Origin of the sequence: Bacillus sp. AFS053548 (genome assembly GCF_002575105.1) — a bacterium.
Lineage (GTDB): Bacteria > Bacillota > Bacilli > Bacillales > Bacillaceae_G > Gottfriedia.
The window spans coordinates 17,025-37,469 of sequence record NZ_NUHI01000034.1 but is presented as its reverse complement, the minus strand read 5'-3'; the positions used below and the strand labels follow the sequence as shown (position 1 = coordinate 37,469).

At 33.3% G+C, this 20,445-nt stretch carries 22 protein-coding genes and 2 riboswitches; of the genes, 13 read left to right on the top strand and 9 right to left on the bottom strand.

What is annotated here, in order from left to right; translation table 11 throughout:
- Positions 1-228 precede the first annotated feature (228 nt).
- The 3 genes from CN946_RS17970 to CN946_RS17960 all read left to right on the top strand — a co-directional run bounded on the left by CN946_RS17970 (position 229) and on the right by CN946_RS17960 (position 1,116).
- Positions 229-489, top strand: coding sequence for a hypothetical protein (locus CN946_RS17970; RefSeq protein WP_056467548.1), 261 nt, complete (start codon positions 229-231; stop codon positions 487-489).
- A gap of 172 nt (positions 490-661) precedes the next feature.
- Positions 662-793 (top strand): YjcZ family sporulation protein, encoded by a 132-nt coding sequence (locus CN946_RS17965; RefSeq protein WP_097976661.1) that lies wholly within the window; start codon positions 662-664, stop codon positions 791-793.
- 143 nt (positions 794-936) lie between these two features.
- A complete protein-coding gene (locus CN946_RS17960) occupies positions 937-1,116 on the top strand; it encodes a small acid-soluble spore protein H (protein ID WP_056467551.1) in 180 nt (59 codons plus the stop codon).
- Positions 1,117-1,361: 245 nt separating this feature from the next.
- Here the strand turns inward: CN946_RS17960 and thiC are convergent, their stop codons facing one another.
- Positions 1,362-3,140: a phosphomethylpyrimidine synthase ThiC gene (gene thiC / locus CN946_RS17955; RefSeq protein ID WP_098862387.1), complete on the bottom strand. Its 1,779-nt coding sequence runs from the start codon at positions 3,138-3,140 to the stop codon at positions 1,362-1,364.
- 137 nt (positions 3,141-3,277) lie between these two features.
- Positions 3,278-3,392, bottom strand: a riboswitch (TPP riboswitch).
- A 234-nt stretch (positions 3,393-3,626) separates the two neighbouring features.
- Positions 3,627-3,736, top strand: a riboswitch (TPP riboswitch).
- Positions 3,737-3,826: 90 nt separating this feature from the next.
- On the opposite strand from thiC, the gene CN946_RS17950 reads away from it, so the two are divergent.
- From CN946_RS17950 to CN946_RS17930, 5 genes are read left to right on the top strand one after another with little or no spacing between them, the layout of a single operon-like run.
- Entirely contained in the window at positions 3,827-4,441 is a 615-nt protein-coding gene (locus tag CN946_RS17950) for a thiamine phosphate synthase (RefSeq protein WP_098862386.1), read from the top strand.
- On the top strand, positions 4,425-5,516 hold the full coding sequence (gene thiO / locus CN946_RS17945; protein ID WP_098862385.1) for a glycine oxidase ThiO: 1,092 nt from the start codon (positions 4,425-4,427) through the stop codon (positions 5,514-5,516). The genes CN946_RS17950 and thiO overlap by 17 nt, the downstream gene beginning before the upstream one ends.
- A gap of 26 nt (positions 5,517-5,542) precedes the next feature.
- Entirely contained in the window at positions 5,543-5,746 is a 204-nt protein-coding gene (thiS, locus tag CN946_RS17940; protein ID WP_098862384.1) for a sulfur carrier protein ThiS, read from the top strand.
- A 2-nt stretch (positions 5,747-5,748) separates the two neighbouring features.
- On the top strand, positions 5,749-6,516 hold the full coding sequence (locus CN946_RS17935; protein WP_098862383.1) for a thiazole synthase: 768 nt from the start codon (positions 5,749-5,751) through the stop codon (positions 6,514-6,516).
- A complete protein-coding gene (locus CN946_RS17930; RefSeq protein ID WP_098862382.1) occupies positions 6,513-7,520 on the top strand; it encodes a ThiF family adenylyltransferase in 1,008 nt (335 codons plus the stop codon). Before CN946_RS17935 ends, CN946_RS17930 begins: the two co-directional genes overlap by 4 nt.
- A 188-nt stretch (positions 7,521-7,708) precedes the next feature.
- Here the strand turns inward: CN946_RS17930 and CN946_RS17925 are convergent, their stop codons facing one another.
- From CN946_RS17925 to CN946_RS17910, 4 genes are all read right to left on the bottom strand, one after another.
- Complete coding sequence (locus tag CN946_RS17925) at positions 7,709-8,515, bottom strand: hypothetical protein (RefSeq protein WP_098862381.1); 807 nt, start codon at positions 8,513-8,515, stop codon at positions 7,709-7,711.
- Between the two features lie 85 nt (positions 8,516-8,600).
- On the bottom strand, positions 8,601-8,801 hold the full coding sequence (locus tag CN946_RS17920) for a cation transporter (protein ID WP_088014159.1): 201 nt from the start codon (positions 8,799-8,801) through the stop codon (positions 8,601-8,603).
- A gap of 12 nt (positions 8,802-8,813) precedes the next feature.
- Entirely contained in the window at positions 8,814-11,207 is a 2,394-nt protein-coding gene (locus CN946_RS17915; protein ID WP_098862380.1) for a heavy metal translocating P-type ATPase, read from the bottom strand.
- A gap of 15 nt (positions 11,208-11,222) precedes the next feature.
- Complete coding sequence (locus tag CN946_RS17910) at positions 11,223-11,522, bottom strand: metal-sensing transcriptional repressor (RefSeq protein WP_025671826.1); 300 nt, start codon at positions 11,520-11,522, stop codon at positions 11,223-11,225.
- 116 nt (positions 11,523-11,638) lie between these two features.
- Here CN946_RS17910 and CN946_RS17905 point away from each other — a divergent pair, with 116 nt between their 5' ends.
- From CN946_RS17905 to CN946_RS17895, 4 genes are all read left to right on the top strand, one after another.
- On the top strand, positions 11,639-12,190 hold the full coding sequence (locus CN946_RS17905; RefSeq protein ID WP_098862379.1) for a hypothetical protein: 552 nt from the start codon (positions 11,639-11,641) through the stop codon (positions 12,188-12,190).
- Positions 12,191-12,412: 222 nt separating this feature from the next.
- On the top strand, positions 12,413-13,294 hold the full coding sequence (locus CN946_RS17900) for a type II toxin-antitoxin system SpoIISA family toxin (RefSeq protein WP_098862378.1): 882 nt from the start codon (positions 12,413-12,415) through the stop codon (positions 13,292-13,294).
- 13 nt (positions 13,295-13,307) lie between these two features.
- The gene (locus CN946_RS23570; protein WP_176522550.1) at positions 13,308-13,466 is read left to right on the top strand and encodes a hypothetical protein; all 159 of its coding nucleotides are present in this window, start codon (positions 13,308-13,310) and stop codon (positions 13,464-13,466) included.
- Positions 13,467-13,556: 90 nt separating this feature from the next.
- Complete coding sequence (locus CN946_RS17895; RefSeq protein ID WP_098862377.1) at positions 13,557-13,745, top strand: hypothetical protein; 189 nt, start codon at positions 13,557-13,559, stop codon at positions 13,743-13,745.
- A gap of 236 nt (positions 13,746-13,981) precedes the next feature.
- Here the strand turns inward: CN946_RS17895 and CN946_RS17890 are convergent, their stop codons facing one another.
- Complete coding sequence (locus CN946_RS17890; RefSeq protein WP_098862376.1) at positions 13,982-15,646, bottom strand: acyl-CoA dehydrogenase family protein; 1,665 nt, start codon at positions 15,644-15,646, stop codon at positions 13,982-13,984.
- A 24-nt stretch (positions 15,647-15,670) separates the two neighbouring features.
- Positions 15,671-16,045, bottom strand: coding sequence for a MerR family transcriptional regulator (locus CN946_RS17885; protein ID WP_286133973.1), 375 nt, complete (start codon positions 16,043-16,045; stop codon positions 15,671-15,673).
- Positions 16,046-16,295: 250 nt separating this feature from the next.
- Between CN946_RS17885 and poxB the strand changes: the two genes are divergently transcribed.
- Positions 16,296-18,032 (top strand): ubiquinone-dependent pyruvate dehydrogenase, encoded by a 1,737-nt coding sequence (gene poxB, locus CN946_RS17880; RefSeq protein WP_098862375.1) that lies wholly within the window; start codon positions 16,296-16,298, stop codon positions 18,030-18,032.
- A gap of 527 nt (positions 18,033-18,559) precedes the next feature.
- Here poxB and CN946_RS17875 read toward each other — a convergent pair.
- Together CN946_RS17875 and CN946_RS17870 are read right to left on the bottom strand one after the other, a co-directional pair.
- Positions 18,560-19,243: an ABC transporter ATP-binding protein gene (locus CN946_RS17875; protein ID WP_098862374.1), complete on the bottom strand. Its 684-nt coding sequence runs from the start codon at positions 19,241-19,243 to the stop codon at positions 18,560-18,562.
- Complete coding sequence (locus tag CN946_RS17870) at positions 19,243-20,328, bottom strand: ABC transporter permease (RefSeq protein WP_098862373.1); 1,086 nt, start codon at positions 20,326-20,328, stop codon at positions 19,243-19,245. Before CN946_RS17870 ends, CN946_RS17875 begins: the two co-directional genes overlap by 1 nt.
- Between the last annotated feature and the right edge of the window lie 117 nt (positions 20,329-20,445).

Sequence of the window (20,445 nt, the reverse complement as noted above, 5' to 3'; positions counted from 1 at the left end):
CTCCTTTTACGAAAATTTGGTTATTAATTGACAAGGTTGTTTTTCAACAGCGTAAAAAAATCCCATTATATTAACCTATAGTGGGATTTTTTTGTTAGTTACATATTTTCTTCAACAATCTAAAATAATTATAAATATCCACAACAACAAACTTTACAAAAACAGATTTACTTTATGATATGATACGACTTAAGAAATTTTATTTTCGAATGAACAGGAGCTGTTAAAATGTTCCCATTAAAAAATTATTATGAATCATTTATTAAAAAAGATCTTATTGGAGTGAAAAGAGAGATCGCATTAAAACGACTAAGTAATTTACTTGCTTGTCAAAAGATTAGTAAAGATACGAAAGAAGTTGTACATATTCGTTATTTTACTTGTACTGAAACACTTCAGCCTACTGACACTTATTTAGGTACAATTGCTGTGAAGTTTCAAAATGGTTATGTAGTTGAAACAGCAATTTCACTTCCTAAGGAAAAATAATTCATTTATTAAAACTTACGTCTAGGTATAAGCCTAATTACATTATAGACTAGTTTCATAGTTGGCAAAAAAACATACGATACATTATCCACCTCTCCTAATTGTAATTTTCAATTAGTTACATGACCCTAAGGGAGTTTCCCTTAAATATCGTATGAAGGAGGTCACATGTATGAGTACTGGACATCACGGTCACCATCTTAACGGTTTTGCTTTAATCGTTGTTCTATTTATCTTATTAATCATTGTTGGAGCAGCTTGCTGGTCTGGACATGACGGATATGGATATGGACATCACTGGTAATCATTAAAAACTATAAAACTTCTGTTAAATTTTAACAGGAGTTTTTTTTATTTATAAAAAAGCTTGTACTTGTTTATGAATACTCAAGTATATCTCTGTTAATAATATGTTAGGTTTCTATTTTTAATTAGAGGAGGTTCCTTATGAATAAACAACGAGCTCAAGAAATTGCTTCTTCACCTGAAATGGCTAATGTTACATATAATGGAGTACCAATTTACATTCAACATGTTGATGAAACAAATGAAACTGCTAGAATCTATCCGCTTGGTCAACCAGATCGAGAGGAAGAAGTTTCAATCAATAGTTTGTCAGAACATTAATTTTCGAGTAAAAAAACAAACCTCTTTGTTTTGAGGTTTGTTTTTTATTGTTTCACGTTTTACCAAGACAAGCTTTCAATTAAACTGCATTTAAGGCATTCCTGAATCGTATCTTTCTTCTGGAAATCGTGTACACAATTTTTTTGAATTGTGATCAATTCGATTTTTAACTGACTCATATTTCTTTCCAAATTCTTTATTTCTTTTATGATTTCTTCTACCCTATTCATATAAGGCCCACACCCTTATTGATAGATTTCTCCGCCTTGTTTTCTAAATTCAAGTGCTTTTTCTTTCATTCCTTCTTCAATGATTGAATCATTCTGAAGTTCTTCTTGTTTTACTAAATCTCTAATATCTTGTGAGATTCTCATACTACAGAATTTTGGACCACACATTGAACAAAAATGTGCTGTTTTAGCTCCTTCAGCAGGTAATGTTTCGTCATGATATTCAATTGCTCTTTCAGGATCAAGGGAAAGATTAAACTGATCACGCCATCTAAATTCAAATCTTGCTTTTGAAAGTGCATCATCTCTTTTTTGTGCACCAGGGTGCCCTTTTGCTAAGTCAGCTGCATGCGCTGCTATTTTGTATGTAATAACACCTACTCTAACATCTTCTTTATTTGGAAGACCTAAATGCTCTTTCGGAGTTACATAACAAAGCATTGCAGTACCAAACCAACCAATCATTGCTGCACCGATCGCTGATGTAATGTGATCGTATCCAGGTGCAATATCAGTCGTTAACGGTCCTAATGTATAAAATGGCGCTTCCTGACAGATCTCTAATTGTTTATCCATATTCTCTTTAATTAAGTGCATTGGTACATGTCCCGGTCCTTCAATCATAACTTGAACATCGTGTTTCCATGCAATTTTCGTTAACTCACCTAGTGTTTCCAATTCAGAAAACTGTGCTTCGTCATTTGCATCGGCGATTGAGCCTGGTCTAAGTCCATCTCCTAAAGAGAATGTTACGTCATAACGCTTCATAATTTCACAAATTTCTTCAAAATGAGTATATAAAAAATTCTCTTTATGGTGAGCTAAACACCATTGAGCCAAAATAGATCCACCTCGAGATACAATTCCTGTCACTCGTTTTGCCGTTAATGGGATATATCGTAATAATACACCCGCGTGAATCGTAAAATAGTCTACCCCTTGTTCCGCTTGCTCGATTAGAGTGTCTCTAAATACTTCCCAGCTTAAGTCTTCCGCAATCCCATTAACCTTTTCAAGTGCCTGATAAATCGGAACTGTCCCTACTGGTACTGGAGAATTTCGGATAATCCATTCACGTGTTGTATGAATATTCTTCCCAGTAGAAAGATCCATCATCGTATCCGCTCCCCAACGAGTAGCCCATGTCATTTTTTCTACTTCTTCTTCAATTGAGGACGTAACGGCTGAATTACCTATATTGGCATTAATTTTCACATGAAAATTACGACCGATAATCATTGGCTCACTTTCAGGGTGATTAATATTCGATGGAATGACAGCCCTTCCTTTTGCAACTTCATCGCGAACAAATTCAGCTGAAACATTCTCTCGAATTGCAATAAATTCCATTTCAGGTGTAATAATCCCTTTACGAGCATAATGCATTTGAGTAATATTTCCATGATCCTTTGCACGTAATGGTTTTCTTTTTAACCCTTTAAATACCTCAACATTATGTTGATCTGACTCTTTTCTATATCCATTATCTTCAGGCTTTATTTCACGCCCTTCATACTCTTCAACATCATTTCGCTCGATTACCCAGTTTTGTCTAATCGCCTTAAGTCCCATTCGAATATCAACTGAGCTAGCTGAATCTGTGTAAGGTCCGCTAGTGTCGTAAACTCTAACTGGAGCATTTTCTTCTTCGCCAAAAGTACCAGTTGTTGGACTTAATTGAATCTCACGCATTGGTACTTTAATGTCAGGTCTAGATCCTTCAACATACACCTTATTACTCCCTGAAAAACTAGACATGATGGAAAAATTCATTTCATTTACAGAATTGTTCATTTGATTTCATTCCCCTTTTTAATTAGTTTAAAAAGGACGAAATCCAATCCATTTAAAGCATGAAAAAAAGCCGAAATCTTATATTTAAGACCCGGCTAAATGTTAGTAAAACTACATTAACAATTATGAAATCATTAATGAGAAATTTCTAACTTCCCCACGCTGGTATGAACCAGATCAGGTCCTGAGGGTTAAGAAACTTATGCACGTTTCTCTCTCAGCCCAACTAATTGGACACCCCTAGTCAATCGATTAAATTGTTCCACCTAAATATAAACCCTCATTTTTAAAATGTAAATGCTTTTATTTCCCTAAAATTTTACAGAAATGGCCAATTCAAAAAAATTTAAGCTTTTTTATACTCGCAAAAATACTTGATTTCATTATGCTTCAAGCCCAATTTCTGGTAAAAAAATAGATTAGTAAAAAATATTTAGTATTGAATATTATTTTTTATATGCTATGCTAAGATTAATTTTCATACATATTCATCACTAGGGGATCCCTTGATAAGGGCTGAGAATAAAGTAGTTACTTTTAAACCCTCAAAACCTGAACAGGCTAGTACCTGCGTAGGAAAGTGGCGCATTTTATATTTTTCCTGCGTGCAATGTAACCACTTTCTTTTTTTAGGAAAGTGGTTTTTTTGTTTGAAAAAATTTTGCTAATGAAAGAGGCGCTGGGACATGGAACTTATTGCAATTACAGATGATCAGCACTCAGTCGAAGTACTTGCTACAAAAATAATTCAAATAATCGATGCAGTCGACTATGTACATATTCGTGAAAAATCGAAAAAGGCAATCGAGCTAATATCACTCTTAAATCTACTAAAAATGAACAAAGTAGATATGAAAAAAATTGTTTTAAATGATCGATTAGATATAGCTATTTTCTCTAATCTATCAAATATTCACTTGCCAGGACATGGTCTTCCACTTGTTGATGTAAAAGAATATTTTCCTAATTTACGAGTAGGAAAATCAGTTCACACTCTTACTGAAGCAATACAGGCAGAAAATGATAAAGCTGACTATATTATGTACGGTCATTGTTTTGAAACAGAGTGTAAAAATGGATTAACACCTAATGGAATTGAACTAATTCCAGAAATGAAAAAAACGTTAACTATACCAATCTATGCAGTCGGCGGAATATTACCTGAACATATCCAAGTTCTAAAAGAGAACGACATTGATGGTATTGCTGTCATGTCTGGCATATTTTCTGCTCAAAATCCTCTAGAAGCTGCGCTGCAATATTTTGAAAGGTGCAAATTCGCTTATGAACAAGAAATTTGATGTGGTAGTAATTGGTGGAGGAATAATAGGTTGTTCCATTGCTTATTATCTAGCGAAAGAAAACATTAATGTCGCAGTTCTTGAAGGACAGCAAGTTGGACAGAAAACAACTAAGGCAGCTGCTGGAATGCTTGGTGCCCATTCCGAGTGGGATCACTCCGAGTCATTTTTTACTTTTGCAAGAAACAGTCAATTAACTTATTTTCATCTTCAAGAAGAATTAAAAGAATTATGTGGAATTGATATTGAACTTAAAAAAGGTGGCATTTTCAAACTAGCTTATACAGAATTAGAAAAAAAACAATTAACTCCCCTACTCACTCAAACTTCGGCACTTTGGTATAACCAGGAGGAGTTAAAAAAGCAGATACCTGGTGTCCATTCAAACATTATTGGAGCAGCTTATATTGAAGACGACGTGAATGTATTACCTGTTTCTGTCTGTAACGCATTTTGTAAAGGTGCTCAACTTTTAGGTGCAACTATTTTTGACTATACACATGTATTTCAAATTCAAAAAAATGATTCACATTATTTAATTAAAACAACAAATGGTAATTTTGAAGCAAAAACCATTGTAGTTGCAAGTGGCGTTTGGAGTAATTCATTGTTTGGACAGCTTGGATTACATCACGAAATTATTCCCGTTAAAGGTGAATGCATCTCGGTAAAAAGTGAAAAAGTTGCATTAAAGCATACTCTGTTCCATGAACAAAATTATATTGTTCCAAGGAATGACGGACGCCTTGTCATCGGAGCTACGATGATTGATAACGAATGGAATGAGAACCCTAGTTTAGGGGGAGTTGAGTCATTAATACGAAACGCTAAAAAAATGCTTCCCGAAATTGAAGACATGAAAATTGATTCATTTTGGGCAGGATTACGACCGCGAACTATAGACTATAATCCCTTTATTGGTACTCATCCAGAAGAAGATCAAATCTTATTTGCGACCGGCCATTTTCGAAATGGAATATTGCTTGCACCGGCTACTGGAAAATTAATTCGAGATTTGATCCTTAAGCGGAAAGTCGATCGTAACTGGATCGAAGCATTTAAAATCAATCGCTAATTTTAACTCTTTGGAGGTGTAAGCATTTGGAAATAAGATTAAACGGAAAGAATATCGATATTTCGAGCAAAACCTGTACAATTCAGGATCTACTTAATGAATATCAATTAGAAAACCGAATTGTTATTGTCGAGGTTAATAAAGAAATTATTTATAAAGAACAGTATCCGTTAACCCGTCTCTCAAACGGAGATTCTGTAGAATTAATACATTTTGTAGGTGGTGGCTAATTATGTTAAAAGTAGGAAATCATACGTTTCATTCAAGATTATTATTAGGAACAGGAAAATACCCTTCATTTGAAGTCCAGAAAGAAGCTGTTGAAGTATCGGAAGCCGAGATACTAACTTTTGCTGTTAGAAGAATGAATATTTTTGAAGAATCTCAACCAAATTTTCTTGAACAATTAGATCTATCGAAATATAAATTATTACCTAATACGGCTGGTGCAAAAACCGCTGAAGAGGCAGTTAGAATTGCTAGATTGGCAAAAGCGTCAGGCTTGTGCGATATGATCAAGGTAGAAGTAATTGGGTGTGATAAATCATTATTACCCGATCCAATCGAAACATTGAAAGCTTCAGAAATGTTATTAAACGAAGGATTTATTGTATTACCTTATACTTCCGATGATGTTGTGCTTGCAAGAAGACTAGAAGAACTTGGAGTACATGCGATTATGCCAGGTGCATCTCCAATCGGTTCCGGAAAAGGAATTATTAATCCATTAAATCTTAAATTCATCATTGAGCAATCGAATGTACCTGTTATAGTAGATGCCGGAATCGGGTCACCAAAAGATGCTGCTTTTGCAATGGAGCTAGGTGCTGATGGAGTCCTTTTAAATACTGCAGTTTCTAATGCGAAAGATCCTGTAAAAATGGCAGTTGCAATGAAGCTTGCTATTGAAGCTGGAAGGCTTGGTTTTGAGGCAGGAAGAATTGAAGAAAAAAATTATGGTGAAGCTAGTAGCCCAATCACAGGGTTGGTGAATTCTTGACAAACCGTTATGCAAAGCAAGAATTATTTTTAGGAAGCGATTGTCAATCAAACTTACAAAAAGCCAGTGCCATTATTATTGGTCTTGGTGCACTAGGCTCATCAATAGCAGAAATGCTTGTAAGGGCCGGCATTGGAAATATAACAATTGTTGACCGTGATTACGTTGAATGGAGTAATTTACAAAGGCAATCTCTTTATACTGAAGAGGATGCTAGAAATAAACTACCTAAAGTAATTGCAGCTAAAAATCGACTTCAACAAATTAATAGTGAAGTATCGATTACTAGTTTAATAAAAGATATTACTAGTCTTAATATTGAAGAGATGATTAAAGGTCAAACAATCATACTAGATGCAACAGATAATTTTGAAACTAGAATGGTAGTGAATGATGCAGCTATTAAGCATGGAATTCCTTTTATTTTTGGTGCGTGTGTAGGAAGCTATGGCCTCTCATTTCCAATTATTCCAGGTAAAACCCCATGTCTTAACTGTTTATTAAATCATATACCAACTTTAAATATGACTTGCGATACAGTAGGAGTAATCAGTCCAATTGTGCAAATGATTGCTGCCTACCAAGTAACCTATGCCATGCAATATCTTACTAACTATGAACTTTTACCAATCTTACAATCGATTGATGTTTGGAAGCATGAAAAGTCTGATATAAACATTGAAAAATTGAAAAATAAAAATTGTCCAACATGTGGTCCTATAAGAAGTTATCCATTTTTAAAAGATGATGACCATATGAAGTCATACGTTTTATGTGGAAGAGATGCAGTCCAATTAAGAGTATCATCTCCTAAAATCCCAACACTAACTAACCTTTCTGAAAGATTACAAGGGTTAGTAAATGATTTGATTGTAAATCCTTATTTATTGTCATGTACATATGAAGATCATCGCATTGTTCTATTTAAAGACGGTCGAGCGATTATTCACGGTACAAAGGAACCATCTGTTGCTAAGGAGCTCTATCGCAAAGTTTTAGGTTAAAATAGAAAAATACCCTTTCAAAGACTAATAATTTACTAGTCTTTGAAAGGGCTAATTATAAACAATTCCTATAATTTAATTAGATTCATTCCCTACTGAACCTGCTAATGTTAAGCTAGATTCTTCATCGATTGGAAATTCAATAACTGTTCTTCCAACATTAATACAGCAGCTATCATGGAAGGAAATTATGGTACGTCTACTATAAATGGTACGATAAACACATTGCCATTTTGCTTAAACTGTCCCCATATTTTATACAATCCCTTTTTTGGAAAACTCGTCATGAATTCCGCAACAGGTCCGCTTGATTTTTCATTCATAGGATGCACATGTAAATATGTATTAGTGTCGCCACTAATCGCAACAACATGACCAACTGCACCTAAATAAGGCTGTAAATCATTAATATCTTTTTTTGTTTTAGCATCTTTGATCGTATATGTCATTTTAACTTCATGATCTGTCGTTAATTTATCAAATTTTAAAGTAATCTCTTTTCCATCAATTACTTTTGTTAATACTTTATCCGGTATTAGTGAAACCGGTTTGACTTGTTGCCCAGAAACTTTTACTAATTTGGATTTTACGTTTTTATCGGAGTCCTTAGGTTTAAAATCTGTAAATAACTTATACTCACCGCCATTTGGAAAGTTCGGTATTACTGTAAACAATCCTTTACCCTTATATTGTGGATGCAAATGGTCAAAAAAAGATAAATCCTTACTTACAACGATCAAATGCATTAATTTTTCATGTTCAATTTCAAACTGTTCAACTGGTTTTCCTTTTAAACTATTAACCTGTATGTTTAAATCTACTTTATTATTACTCTCTGGAATACCATTAAATGAAAATTTTACTTGAGTAGTATCTATCTCTTCTTTTGTTTCATGATTCATATTTTGATGAGTTGATCCTGTGTGTGTCTTACTTTCACAACCACTTAATCCAAAAACAATAACAAAACTAAGTAACAACAATAAGTATTTCATCTAATTCTCTCCCCAGTATAGTATTTTTTTTCAAATAAAAAGCGAACCTATAGTTCGCCTTTTATTTGTTCGATAAACATTTAGTTTAAACGATATCGTACCCTTGATCTTCAATAGCCTCTTTCACTTTCTCAATTGTTTCAGCGTTTGAAGTATTGAATGTTACTTCTTTATTTTCTAAACTTACGATTATATTATTTGTACCAGACACTCCTTCTACAGCTTTCATAACTGCAGCTTTGCAGTGTCCACATGTCATACCTTCTACTTTTAAAATTGTTTCCATTCCTAAATCCTCCTAAATTTTTATGCGTTTTAATCGTAATGCATTTATGACAACCGATACAGAGCTAAATGCCATGGCAGCACCTGCAATCCAAGGCTGCAACAACCCTAAAGCTGCTATCGGTATACCTAAACTGTTATAAAATAACGCCCAAAATAAATTTTGGCGAATATTATTCATAGTTTTCTTACTTAAGCTAATAGCTTTCGGAATATGTGATAAGTCGCCACCTACTAGCGTAACATCCGCTGTTTCAATCGCTACATCTGCACCAGTACCAATCGCCATACCAATATCAGCTTTAGCAAGAGCTGGAGCATCATTAATCCCATCTCCAACCATCGCAACAATTTTCCCTTGTTTTTGTAGTTCAGCTACTATATCTGCTTTTTTCTCTGGTAGAACTTCAGCAAATACATTTTCAATCCCAACTTGATCTGCAATCGCCTGTGCTGTGTGTTTATTATCACCGGTTACCATAAAAACTTCTATTTTTAAATCCTTTAATGCTTTAATCGCATTTCTTGAAGATTCTTTTATTGTATCGGCTACGGCAATAATACCTTCTAGCTTCTCTTCAATTGCTACTAACATTCCTGTCTTTCCAGCAGATTCAAATACGATTAATTGTTCATTTACTGAAGAAAAATCGATATTCTTTTCATTCATTAACTTTCTAGTACCGATATATACCTTTTTATTTTCAATCAAGGCTTCTACTCCATGTCCAGGTATGGCAATAAACTCTGTAATATCAGTTAGTTGCAATTCCTGTTTAACAGCGTATTGAACAATTGCTTGTGCTAAAGGATGCTCTGACATTTTCTCTACACTTGCAACGAGCTTCAATAAATCCTCTCGATGATTTAAATTAATGATATCTGTTACTTCAGGCTTTCCTTTTGTAACAGTACCTGTTTTATCAAGAATGATTGTATTAATTTTTTGGGTAGTTTCTAGAAATTCTCCGCCTTTGTATAAAATCCCATTTTCCGCACCTTTTCCACTTCCAACCATAATCGAAGTTGGTGTAGCAAGTCCTAAAGCACAAGGACATGCTATGACTAAAACAGCTATTGCTACTTCAATTGATTTGGGCAAATTTTGTGGATCGATTACAAAAAACCAAATGATAAATGTCAATATAGCTATGCCAATCACAATTGGAACAAATATATTCGAAATTCGATCAGCTAATCTTTGAATTGGTGCTTTTGAACCTTGTGCCTCTTCAACTATTTTTACAATATTTGCTAATGCCGTATCCTTACCAACCTTCTCAGCTCGTATTGTTAAAATACCATTTCCATTGACTGTTGCTCCAACAACTTTATCATCCGTCTTTTTATCAACTGGTAAAGACTCACCTGTAATCATTGATTCATCAACTGTAGATACTCCCGAAACAATGACCCCATCCACTGGAATTTTCTCACCTGGTTTAACAAGTAGTAGATCTCCAACTTTTACAGCTTCCAATGGTACATAAACTTCATTTCCATTTTCTAAAACAATTGCTTCCTTAGCTTGCAATTCCATTAGTTTTGAAATTGCTTCAGTCGTTTTCCCTTTAGCAATATACTCAAAATATTTTCCAAGCAATACTAACGTTATTAAAACCGCACTTGTCTCAAAATATAGATGCGGCATATACATACCATTATTTATTGTCTTAATTGACTCAACTAAGCTATAAAAGTAAGCAGCCGATGTTCCAAGTACGACGAGCACATCCATATTCGCACTATAATTTCGTATTGCTTTAAAGGCTCCCACATAAAAATGCCAACCTATAATAAACTGTACAGGAGTTGCAAACAAAAGTTGAAACCATGGATTCATTAATAAATGTGGCATCCATATATTTGTACTAAATGGCAGATGGGATACCATCGAATACAAAAGTGGAAGTGAAAGTAAGATTGAACTAATCAATTGAATCTGTTTGTTTTTTGTTGTGTCTTTTTCTTTAACTGCATTTTCTTCTTTTATAACTGCTTTATAACCAATATGACTAATTTTATCTATTATCGATTGAAGTGAACTTACTTCAGATAAATAGGAAATCGTTGCTATATTCATTGCTAGATTAACATTAATTTGAATAACACCATCCATTTTCCCTATTACTTTTTCGATTCGAGCTGAACAAGCAGCACATGTCATTCCTTCAATATTTAACGTAATTTTTTCAACTGCAACCTCATAACCAATCGTATGGATTTTTTCTATTAAATCAGAAGTTTGATATTGTCCTTTATCATAGACAATAGTAGCTTTTTCTAATGCAAGATTCACATTCGCTTTCAAGCCATCCATTCGATTTAAGCTTTTTTCGATCCGGGTTGCACATGCGGCGCAGGTCATACCCTCTATGCCAAGGGTTAACTGCTTTGCATCATTCATTCTAATCAACCCCCTTTACTTTACGTAACGCTTAATAACCTCCATTAATTCGTTAACCGATTCTTCGCCATTGTTTTCTTTAACTGCCTTAACCATACAATGATTCGCATGTCTTTCAATTAATGAGAAACTTACCTTTTTCATAGCAGCTTCAACTGCCATAATTTGCGTCAAAATATCTATACAATATCGGTCCTCTTCGACCATTTTTTGAATACCTCTTACTTGCCCCTCTATTCTACGAAGACGCTTCATTAAATCGTTAATTTCGTCTTCACTTCTTGGAACCATTTGATCATCATGGCAATTTTCCATTTTATCACCTCACCATTATTATATACTCATAGGGGGTATAGGTGTCAATTTTTTATTCTATTTATTTTAAGTTGTCCATATGATGGTAAAAAGCGGATAATTAGGGGGGATCATATATGTTCACCAGTTGGGTATGTATTAGCATAATGCTTTTTATAACAATCATTTCGATCCACCTCAAACCAACAAAAAATGACCAGATGCATCAAATGATGTATATGATGATGATCAGTATGACTACTGGTTTAACAATAGGTGTGCTCATTACACTTTCAAATCACCAACAATTTTTCCATTCCTTACTCATTTCGATGGGCGTATCTGCACTCATTGGATTATTTATCGGCTTTCGATTACATTTCCTTGCACTACTTGAGGGGATCTTTACTGGAATGATGGCCGGTATGATGGGGAGCATGATCGTTGTAATGATTTCAATAACCGAGGCAAAAGCTTTATTATTAATTTGTTTATTGTTATTAACTTGTTCAGCAATCTTTTGTTCTACTATGTTTTTAAGTCAGCGATTCCCAAAACTACTATCATCATTCTTTCCAGTAATTATTATTTCTAGCCTGCTGCTCATCTTAACTGTGTTTTATTCTTTTACTCATTTTGAAACTACTACTGTTTCCCAGAGTTATAAAATTAATGTGTTGAAAAAATAGAAAGACACCCAACTTAGGGTGTCTTTTCTATTTTAAAAATTTTTATTTTAGTAGATTATATTTTTAAACCTAAAGATTATTTTCATAAAGTTACATAATTTGTGATAATTTTATAACAAATTCAAAATTGTCTACCAAATTTAACCATTATTTTGTATACTTACGTGAGTAATGAAACTCATTATACTTCCACATTGCTTTATTGTTTTTAGGAGGGATTTTATGTTGCTATTTAATGAAACTAATGTAAGTAAAATAATTCAAAAACCCAAAGCCTCAGAGAAAGGACTTCATTTTGATTTCATGGATGGTGTTCTATGTTTTTGTGTTTTGGCGATTTTAATTTTCCTTATTTATGTATTAATTAAATATTATAAAAGTCAAAATAATGAAGATCAAATTTTTCAGTATGACGCAAACTTAGTTTTTTATCGTAAAATTTGGTATGCGCTTTATACTTTTTTATTTGTAGGAGGGCTTGTTACATACAAAATTTTTAATACTGTTCAATTTTCAGATATTAAGGATTTGGTTACAATCCCCTTTTTAATCTCATTAATTGGGATTCCTTTATTTGTAGATATCTTTTTTCTCTTAACACCTGATAAATTTATTTGGGCTGGGAACACCATTGAAAAAAGTGTTAGTTTTAAAACTCAAATTGAAAAAAACGATCGATTAGTTGCTAAACTTCTTCAAAGGACTAATCATTATATTGAGTTCATAGAATCACTAGAATCGTATTTAGACAAGCAATTAAAACCTGAGGATGAATTAAATAATTTGCTAAAAAACTATTTATATTTTTACGAGGCCAAAGTTGTTGTCAAGATATACCTGGATACAGATATTGCCTATACCGATTTTTTTAATATGTATAAATTAAGATTTGGTGTTGGAGATGATGTTAAAGAATCATTTTTATCCGATATTAATTCAAAAAATCAACATAGCATTGAAGACCAAGGTATATACGTGCTACAATTTATGAAAGATAGTTATTGCTATCTTGTTGCAGTTCAATCTACGGATTTATTAACGGTAGATAGACACTATTTATTTGCAATCACAACAATGTATTCTACTATTAGAAACTTAAGATAAGGAGTCGATAAGGATGTTTAAAAAATTATTATCTTTTAAAAAAGCTCCTGAATCACAACCTAAGTCCTCTCCTAAACGTAATGGAATCGTAATTGAACCATCCAGTGAAATCACTAATTTAAGAAAAACAAACAGATTAGCAATTAGAGCGTTAAAAAATAGAGGCGTATAGGGTGCAACGGTTGCACTCTTTTTTTGTTTTGAATCATATCTTATAAGAGATACTAATATACTATCTATTAGTGACTAAGAGGTGATTCAATTGAGCAAAAACAATCAAATTGAAGATGTACTTCAATCAAATGAAGAGATATTGCGACGAATGAAACATATCAAGTCCAGACCATTAGGCGTGATCAATGAAGCAAATGTATTAAAGTCTAATAAAGATTATCTAAAATCATTAAAAGATGAGCAAACGAACAAGAAAAAAAGATGGTGGAAATTTTGATTCCCCATCTTTTTTTAATTATTTTTTTCTAAATTTGTCACGTAATTCCAGTATTGAGGTTACTTATTGCTTAATACCTATTCCCATTGATTGTTATTTTTAAAAGTTTATCAAAATATTTTTAATTACAAAATTCCCCTTGTAAATATAAATCACTTCGTACTTTTACATTTCAGAATTTACTCTAGTACATTCAACCGAGACACAAAAAACAAAAACATGTATAATTTTTAATTTCATTTATTGATTGAAACCTGATAGCCAACAATTTCATCAAAATACTTTAAATGAATTTGTTCTTTATCAATTTCATCTTTAAAATATCGTTCATGGATCAATACTTTTGCAATGTACTCTTTTCGAATATGATCTTTCGCATCTTCAAGAGCAGTAACTGCTTCAATTAAATCTGCCATTTTATTCGCTATTTTTTTAGCATTATATGACTGAATATTGGCATCTAAAGTAGCTGTATATTGAACGATTTCATTTAACTCCTCTAGCTTTTTCTTTATGATTTCACTTTCATCTATTAATGTTTGAGGTGTATCTACTAATTTTTCTTCTATATATGATTTAAAGATTTGATAACCATTCATTTTGTTAAACAGTCTCAAAATCTCTAAACCTAAAATATTAGCTGTTCCTTCCCAGACTGTAAGTACTTGAGCATCTCTTAAAAGTCGAGGTGTCACGAAATCTTCAATATAACCATTTCCTCCATGCATTTCAATCGCTTCGTGGGAGAAATGAATTGCTTCCTCGGCAGTACGCATTTTTAATATAGCAATCAAAAGTCTTACTAATGTTTGCTCCTCGGTTGTTCCATTTTCGTTTCCAACCACTCGATCATATAAGGCCACTAAATTAAATACTGCACTTGTTTGTACTTCATGAATGGTTGCAAGTTTTGCTAATGTCTCTTTGATCATTGGGAAATTTGTTAGTAATTGTCCAAATGCTAGCCTATTTTCTGCATATTTCTTCGCTTCTACATAGGCTCTTCTCATAATTCCAACTGATGCTACTGCATTACATATTCTTGATAAATTCAATGCTTCCATCATATAGTTAATTCCTCTTGAAGGATCTCCGATTAGAAATGCTTTCGCTCCATTAAATTCTACTTCTCCTGATGGAACAGCTCTTACACCTAGCTTATCTTTTAAGCGACGAATCGTGAATCCGTTATTTGTACCATCATCATTCTTCCAAGGCACTAAAAATAAACTTAAACCTTTACTCCCAGAAGGCGCTCCTTCAATTCTTGCTAAAATTGTTGTAATGCCACATTGTCCTGCATTACTAGCAAAATATTTTTCTCCATAAATACGATAGTAATCTCCTTCTTTAACTGCTTTCACTAGATTGGCTCCAACATCCGAACCACCCTGTCTTTCAGTTAAAAAAGTCGCTCCTTCATATAATTCTGTTTCCCCAGTCGATAATAAATGGGGAAGATATTTTTCTTTTAATGCTTCATCTGCATATCTTTCAACTAAAAACGTAGCAGCCATTGATAATGTTACTGGACAATAAAAACCAGCTTCAGTCTGTGATAATAAATACCCTTGCGCATAGGAATAAATATAATTCCCCTTTATACCAAGTTCTGGAATTGGCTTATGAATATAGCTAACAATCCCTCTATTATAAGTATCTTTTAAAGTTTGTTTATAACCTTCATTAACCCAAACATGTGAAATATCATTACCATATGCATCATATTTAATTAAACGAGGTTGACCTTCTCGATCTGTGTGAATTGCACGTTGATCGATTTCATTCGCACAAAGCTCTCCAAATTCTTCTAATTCTCTATTAGCCCATGTAAAAAAATCTTCTTTAAAATATTTTCTTAAAATCATTTGTAAATTAAGATCTTCTTTATAAAAATTCATATACTCTCCCTCCCAGTATTTTTACTAAATCTCTAATAATTTCCGCTCAAGTTTACCCTTCATTTTAATTATTTCTTCTTTTAATTGGATTAAATCGTTTATTTTTTTATCTAACTCTATAATCCTCTGATTTCCATATTCAATTGTTTTTTGTAATTGTTTTTCACCTGTTCGATCAATCGTAAATAAATCAATCATTTCTTTTATTTCTTGTAAATTAAAGCCTAAATGCTTACCTCTCTGAATTAAATATAGACGTGTACAATCTTTTTGAGAGTACCTTCTTCTACCACTTTCAGTATAGGTAGGCATTAATAATCCGATTTCCTCATAATATCTAAGGGTTCTATGAGTCGTATTAAATTCATTCGTCATCTCTCGAATCGAATATAACTTCAAAATGCCCTCCTCCTTCTAGCTATAGTTTTATTATAAATCTTACGTAAACGTAAGTTTCAAGATGGATTCCTTCGACAAAAAATTCGAGGATAAGAGACTTTTTAAAGTAGTTATTCTTAATACCTCCTACTTTTCCTGCCTTTTTTTGGTATAACGTTTTGAATTTCTGCAAAGCATAAATTTATCTGTAGCCTAAGGCTTAATAAATTCAATTAGTTCCCTAATAATAGTGAGCTAGAAGGAGATTACAATGAGGAAAACAATTGCAGATTTACTGATCGATTCATTGATTCAGGCAGGAGTTACTAGAATTTACGGTATTGTTGGCGATTCTTTAAATGCTGTTTTGGATTCAATTAAAAACTCAAAAAGAATTGAATGGATCGGCGTTCGCCATGAAGAGGTAGCAGCATTTGCTGCGGGTTCGGATTCTCTATTGAGTGGGAGTATTGCAGTTTGTGCGGGAAGCAGCGGTCCAGGCAACCTTCATCTAATTAATGGATTATACGATTGTCATCGAAGTCGTATTCCTGTACTTGCTATTGCGGCTCATATTCCAAGTATTGAAATTGGAAGTGAATACTTTCAACAAACTAAACCTGAACAATTATTTAAAGAATGCAGTCACTTTTGCGAAACCGTATATAGAGCAGAACAAATGCCTCGTCTAGCAACAATTGCGATGCAGCATGCAATCGCAAGAAAAGGTGTATCTGTACTTGTTTTACCTGGAGACATAGCTGCATTAGAAGATCGACAAACTGTTCCAGAACAAGTTATCCATGTTACTAATCCACTGATTAGCCCATCTAAACCTGAATTGGAAAAACTGGCTGGATTTCTTAACGATGGTAAGAAAGTTACATTACTTTGTGGAGCAGGCTGTGAAGGTGCTCACTCTCATTTAATGCTTCTTTGTGAAAAGTTAAAATCTCCAATGGTTATTGCGCTTAGAGGAAAAGAATTCCTTGAATACGATAATCCATACAATGCAGGGCTAACCGGATTAATTGGCTACTCATCAGGCTATCACGCGATAATGGATTGCGATGTCTTATTGATGCTTGGAACAGATTTTCCTTATCGACAATTTTATCCAGACGATTCAGTTATTCTGCAAGTAGATGTCCGAGCTGAGCATTTAGGTCGACGAGCTGCACTTACTTATGGACTTTGTGGTGATGTAAAAGAGACAATTAGTCAGTTATTACCTCTCTTAACAGATGTAAAAGACTCAAGCCATCTAGAGAAGTATGTTTCAGCATACAAAAATGTACGTGAAGATTTAGATAAATTTGCTGTAGGAAAACCAGGCCGAACACCGATTCACCCTCAGTATTTAACAAAGCTTGTAAGTGATCTTGCAAGTGAAGATGCTATATTTACATGTGATGTCGGTACGCCAACATTATGGTCTGCACGATATTTACAAATGAATGGAAAAAGAAGATTACTTGGATCATTTAATCACGGAACAATGGCTAATGCCATGCCTCAAGCTATTGGTGCTCAAGTTTCCCAACCTGGACGGCAAGTAGTCGCATTATGCGGAGATGGTGGATTATCAATGTTAATGGGTGATTTATTAACAATCCATCAGCATAAATTACCTGTAAAAATAGTTGTATTTAATAATAGTGCGCTAAGTTTTGTAGAATTAGAAATGAAAGCTGCTGGTTACCTAGAAACTGGTACAACTTTAGAAAACCCTAACTTTGCATCATTAGCTCAAGCGATGGGGATTGAAGGAATTCGTGTAGAAGACCCTGCTGATTTAGAATCCGCTGTACAACGAGCGTATGAACACAATGGACCAGTATTAATCGATGTTTTAGTAAACCGTCAAGAACTAGCAATGCCTCCTAAAGTAAGTATTGAACAAGCACATGGATTTACACTATGGACATTAAAAGCTGTATTAAATGGCCATGCAAGTGATGTAATTGATCTTGCTAAAACGAATCTTTTAGATCGATTCCATCTATAAATTAATAAACCCGTTCGATTTGAACGGGTTCTTTTGTTTATTATGAAATTATGGCAAATCAAAAATTTATTACTCATAACTGCTTCATGAGTCACTACAATAGCTCGTTGTTCAAATTTACTTACTCATAACGGGTTCATGGGTCACTATAATAGCTCAATTATCAAATTTACTTACTCATAACAGCTTCATGAGTCACTATAATAGCTCAATTATCAAATTTACTTACTCATAACACCTTCATGAGTCACTAAAATAGCTCAATTATTAAATTTACTTACTCATAACACCTTCATGAGTCACTATAATAACTCAATTATCATTACTCATAACACCTTCATGAGTCACTATAATAACTCAATTATCAAATTTACTTACTCATAACACCTTCATGAGTCACTATAATAGCTCAATTATCAAATTTACTTACTCTAACACCTTCATGAGTCACCAAAATAGCTCGATCTTTAAGAGTACTTACTCATAAACAATCTGAAAAGAACCCGTCAATTAAAACGGGCTCTACTTTAAATTTGTTCAGTAAGTTTTCCATTTTCAATATAAACAACACGGTCACACAAGTCTAGCATCCTTTTATCATGAGTAACCATTATCGCAGCTTTTTGTCTTTGCTTTACTTCTTTAGATAGCATTTCAACAACAGATCTTCCTCTTTCTGAATCGAGACTAGCTGTAGGTTCATCCGCAAAGATTACTTTTGGATCATTCATTAGTGCTCTTGCAATGGCTACTCGTTGTCTCTCTCCACCTGATAAATTTTCTGGATAGTTTGTCATCCTCTTTGATAATCCTAATTGTTCAAGTAATTCGTTAGCTTTCTTCTCTGCAACTTTGTTTTTTATTCCAGCTAATTCAGCAATTAATAGAAGCTGATCTTTAACTGTTAAATACGGGATTAAATTAGACATTTGAAAAATAAATCCGATTTTAGATAATCTAAATTCATTCAGTTTATTTGCTGGGAGATTACTTATTTCAATATCATCTATTAAAATTTTTCCACTTGTCGGAGATAGTAATGCTCCCGCTATTGAAAGGAAGGTACTTTTACCTGAGCCTGATGGACCTACAACTGCTACTAGTTCACCGGCTTTTACTTGAATAGAAACTTGATCTAATACCGTTGTTGCTAAAGAATCTCCGTCATTGTATATTTTGCTAATATTATCTAGCACTAGTTTATTACTCATTAAAAAGCCCTCCCTATTGCTTCAATCGCATCAATTTTTACTACTTTTAATAAAGATATTAACGAGCCGACTATTGCTACAAATAGGAATAATAATGAACTTCCGGTGATTAACTGAGCATCAAATACAAAAGGTAAGCTAGCTGGTAATACTTTAGATAATCCAAATGTGATTGAAATACTGATCATTAGACTTAATAGTGTAAGTGTTAAAACTTGAAAAATAATATTCTTAGCTAAATAACTAGTTTTTGAACCAATTGCTTTTAGCACACCAAATTGATTTATTTTTTGAATCGTAATGATATAGAAAAAGACTGCTAACACAAATGCTCCGATAAAGAATAGAAATACAATCATCATTAGTAAAGAACCCTGTTCTTCTTTATAACCAGGTATGCCTTTTAATGCTTGTTTTTTATTAATTACTTCTACTCCTGAGACTTTTTCATTTACTTTTTTTGCCGTACTTTCGTTTGTTTTTACCGCAATTGCATTAAATGAATTCTTACTATTCACCATCGACCACTCTTTGTAATTCATATGAATAACCGGTGCATGACTATATGATTGATTCTCGGTAAATCCAACAACTTTAAATTCTTTACCTGAGATTTGATCTAAAATATTGTCCCCAAGCTTGATTCCTTTTTCTTTCAAAGAAATATCTCCTACAACTTCATTCTTTGTTGAATTATTAATCATGTCTCCTTCAATTACCTTTGGAGCCGCTATACCATTCACATCAATTCCAAATAAGGTAGCATCAATTTTTTTTGATGTCCCATCCTTTAGAAACGTAGTCATTTGAACTCCTAAAGTAGTAGAATCTTTTTCATCAACAAACTTCTGAACTTCATTTATTTGACTTTCCGTTAACATTGAATGATTAATTTGTTTACCTGATTCTTTTTGTAATACAAAATAATTTGAGGCCATGCTATCAATAGAAGAAGCATTATCAAAAGATAATCCTTTCGCTAATCCTGAAACGAATAATACTAGGAAAGATATAAGGATCATGATTAGACTAATTAATAAAAAACGTAATTTTGCGTGTTTAAATTCCCTTAATGCAAGAAACACCTGTCATTCATCTCCTTTAACATACTAAATTTTAAAGAGTGTAAAAGAAAGAATCACTCTTTGTAATTTAAAGTATAGGAATGTTAGATGAACAACAGGTGAACAGTCGATTACAAT

Excerpts from the sequence above, each read along its gene's own strand:
- CN946_RS17970 (WP_056467548.1), top strand. The coding sequence starts at position 229 with ATGTTCCCATTAAAAAATTATTATGAATCATTTATTAAAAAAGATCTT.
- CN946_RS17965 (WP_097976661.1), top strand. The coding sequence starts at position 662 with ATGAGTACTGGACATCACGGTCACCATCTTAACGGTTTTGCTTTAATC.
- CN946_RS17960 (WP_056467551.1), top strand. The coding sequence starts at position 937 with ATGAATAAACAACGAGCTCAAGAAATTGCTTCTTCACCTGAAATGGCT.
- thiC (WP_098862387.1), bottom strand. The coding sequence starts at position 3,140 with ATGAACAATTCTGTAAATGAAATGAATTTTTCCATCATGTCTAGTTTT.
- CN946_RS17950 (WP_098862386.1), top strand. The coding sequence starts at position 3,827 with ATGGAACTTATTGCAATTACAGATGATCAGCACTCAGTCGAAGTACTT.
- thiO (WP_098862385.1), top strand. The coding sequence starts at position 4,425 with ATGAACAAGAAATTTGATGTGGTAGTAATTGGTGGAGGAATAATAGGT.
- CN946_RS17935 (WP_098862383.1), top strand. The coding sequence starts at position 5,749 with ATGTTAAAAGTAGGAAATCATACGTTTCATTCAAGATTATTATTAGGA.
- CN946_RS17925 (WP_098862381.1), bottom strand. The coding sequence starts at position 8,515 with ATGAAATACTTATTGTTGTTACTTAGTTTTGTTATTGTTTTTGGATTA.
- CN946_RS17920 (WP_088014159.1), bottom strand. The coding sequence starts at position 8,801 with ATGGAAACAATTTTAAAAGTAGAAGGTATGACATGTGGACACTGCAAA.
- CN946_RS17915 (WP_098862380.1), bottom strand. The coding sequence starts at position 11,207 with ATGAATGATGCAAAGCAGTTAACCCTTGGCATAGAGGGTATGACCTGC.
- CN946_RS17910 (WP_025671826.1), bottom strand. The coding sequence starts at position 11,522 with ATGGAAAATTGCCATGATGATCAAATGGTTCCAAGAAGTGAAGACGAA.
- CN946_RS17905 (WP_098862379.1), top strand. The coding sequence starts at position 11,639 with ATGTTCACCAGTTGGGTATGTATTAGCATAATGCTTTTTATAACAATC.
- CN946_RS17900 (WP_098862378.1), top strand. The coding sequence starts at position 12,413 with ATGTTGCTATTTAATGAAACTAATGTAAGTAAAATAATTCAAAAACCC.
- CN946_RS23570 (WP_176522550.1), top strand. The coding sequence starts at position 13,308 with ATGTTTAAAAAATTATTATCTTTTAAAAAAGCTCCTGAATCACAACCT.
- CN946_RS17890 (WP_098862376.1), bottom strand. The coding sequence starts at position 15,646 with ATGAATTTTTATAAAGAAGATCTTAATTTACAAATGATTTTAAGAAAA.
- poxB (WP_098862375.1), top strand. The coding sequence starts at position 16,296 with ATGAGGAAAACAATTGCAGATTTACTGATCGATTCATTGATTCAGGCA.
- CN946_RS17875 (WP_098862374.1), bottom strand. The coding sequence starts at position 19,243 with ATGAGTAATAAACTAGTGCTAGATAATATTAGCAAAATATACAATGAC.